Origin of the sequence: Mesorhizobium qingshengii (genome assembly GCF_027563465.1) — a bacterium.
Classification (GTDB): domain Bacteria; phylum Pseudomonadota; class Alphaproteobacteria; order Rhizobiales; family Rhizobiaceae; genus Mesorhizobium; species Mesorhizobium qingshengii_A.
Genome location: NZ_JAPFQA010000042.1, coordinates 1 through 2,500, shown reverse-complemented (window position 1 = coordinate 2,500; position 2,500 = coordinate 1). Strand labels below are relative to the sequence as shown.

The window sequence follows — 2,500 nt, the reverse complement described above, 5'->3', positions numbered from 1 at the left end:
TACCCCAGGGGGTAGAGCACTGGATGGGCTAGGGGTCCTCACCGGATTACCAAACCTAACCAAACTCCGAATACCTGGGAGTACTAGTCGGCAGACACACGGCGGGTGCTAACGTCCGTCGTGAAAAGGGAAACAACCCTGACCTACAGCTAAGGTCCCCAAGTTATGGCTAAGTGGGAAAGGATGTGAGGATCCCAAAACAACCAGGATGTTGGCTTAGAAGCAGCCATCATTTAAAGAAAGCGTAACAGCTCACTGGTCTAAATAAGGGTCTTTGCGCCGAAAATGTAACGGGGCTAAAGCCATACACCGAAGCTTAGGGTTCGTAGCAATACGAGCGGTAGCGGAGCGTTCTGTAAGCTGATGAAGCCATACCCGTGAGGGGTGGTGGAGGTATCAGAAGTGCGAATGCTGACATGAGTAACGTAAGGGGAGTGAGAGACTCCCCCGCCGAAAGACCAAGGGTTCCTGCTTAAAGCTAATCTGAGCAGGGTTAGCCGGCCCCTAAGACGAGGCGGAAACGCGTAGTCGATGGGAACCACGTTAATATTCGTGGGCTTGGAGGTAGTGACGGATCATTGAGGTAGTCCAATCTTATCGGATTGAACGGGCTGCTGCGTGGTTCCAGGAAATAGCTCCTCCTTATAAACCGTACCCGAAACCGACACTGGTGGTCTGGTAGAGTATACCAAGGCGCTTGAGAGAACTATGCTGAAGGAACTCGGCAAATTGCACGCGTAACTTCGGAAGAAGCGTGACCCTTTTCTACGCAAGTAGAGGAGGGTGGCACAGACCAGGGGGTAGCGACTGTTTATCAAAAACACAGGGCTCTGCGAAGTCGCAAGACGACGTATAGGGTCTGACGCCTGCCCGGTGCTGGAAGGTTAAGAGGAGGGGTGCAAGCTCTGAATCGAAGCCCCAGTAAACGGCGGCCGTAACTATAACGGTCCTAAGGTAGCGAAATTCCTTGTCGGGTAAGTTCCGACCTGCACGAATGGCGTAACGACTTCCCCGCTGTCTCCAGCATAGACTCAGTGAAATTGAATTCCCCGTGAAGATGCGGGGTTCCTGCGGTTAGACGGAAAGACCCCGTGCACCTTTACTATAGCTTTACATTGGCATTCGTAGTGGCATGTGTAGGATAGGTGGTAGGCTTTGAAACCTGGGCGCCAGCTCAGGTGGAGCCATCCTTGAAATACCACCCTTATTACTATGGATGTCTAACCGCGGCCCGTTATCCGGGTCCGGGACAATGTATGGTGGGTAGTTTGACTGGGGCGGTCGCCTCCTAAAGAGTAACGGAGGCGCGCGATGGTGGGCTCAGAACGGTCGGAAATCGTTCGCTGAGTGCAATGGCATAAGCCTGCCTGACTGCGAGACTGACAAGTCGAGCAGAGACGAAAGTCGGTCATAGTGATCCGGTGGTCCCGCGTGGAAGGGCCATCGCTCAACGGATAAAAGGTACGCCGGGGATAACAGGCTGATGACCCCCAAGAGTCCATATCGACGGGGTTGTTTGGCACCTCGATGTCGACTCATCGCATCCTGGGGCTGGAGCAGGTCCCAAGGGTATGGCTGTTCGCCATTTAAAGCGGTACGTGAGTTGGGTTCAGAACGTCGTGAGACAGTTCGGTCCCTATCTGCCGTGGGTGTAGGAATATTGAAAGGATCTGTCCCTAGTACGAGAGGACCGGGATGGACGGATCTCTGGTGGACCTGTTGTGGCGCCAGCCGCATAGCAGGGTAGCTATATCCGGACGGGATAACCGCTGAAGGCATCTAAGCGGGAAACCCACCTTAAAACGAGTATTCCCTGAGAACCGTGGAAGACGACCACGTTGATAGGCCGGGTGTGGAAGAGCGGCAACGCTTGAAGCTTACCGGTACTAATAGTTCGATCGGCTTGATCGTTCTCATTCCTTATGCCCATCTGACAAGTCAGATGGTCTTGCCAGCGCTCACGCATGAGCGGCCCTTACGGGCCTATGCTCCGCGAGGGCGCCGGAAAACCGGCGATGTGCAGTCGCACTTGCGGGCTTTGCCCGTGACAAACTGCAGATGTCGCCTTGGCACAGAAAACAGCTTCTCGAATAACGTGCGTTTTGCCGACCTGGTGGTTATGGCGGAGCGGCTGCACCCGATCCCATTCCGAACTCGGCCGTGAAACGCTCCAGCGCTGATGGTACTTCGTCTCAAGACGCGGGAGAGTAGGTCGCTGCCAGGTCTGCCAAACGCACGTTAATCTCACATCCAGAATCACAACGATCCTGGATGGAGAGAAATCTTCTCTTCACGACAAGGCCCGCCAAGGGATCCCGGGCCGCGCAAGCGGCCCTTTCATTTGGTGAGCCATCTACCTATTTGTAGGCCATCCTATTCGTAGGCTTGCGCTTACGTCCAAAGGTGACGCGGGGTGGAGCAGCCCGGTAGCTCGTCAGGCTCATAACCTGAAGGTCACAGGTTCAAATCCTGTCCCCGCAACCAAATCCAAAAGAGCCCG

The 2,500-nt window shown here is 54.6% G+C and carries 1 tRNA gene and 2 rRNA genes (1 of these 3 cut by a window edge); all 3 read left to right on the top strand.

From position 1 onward, the window contains the following. Window positions 1-1,911, top strand: a 23S ribosomal RNA gene (locus OOJ09_RS31710); it begins 887 nt to the left of the window's first position. A gap of 198 nt (window positions 1,912-2,109) precedes the next feature. Further along, window positions 2,110-2,224 (top strand): 5S ribosomal RNA (gene rrf, locus OOJ09_RS31705). A gap of 183 nt (window positions 2,225-2,407) precedes the next feature. Then, window positions 2,408-2,484 (top strand) — tRNA-Met (locus OOJ09_RS31700). Window positions 2,485-2,500 lie beyond the last annotated feature (16 nt).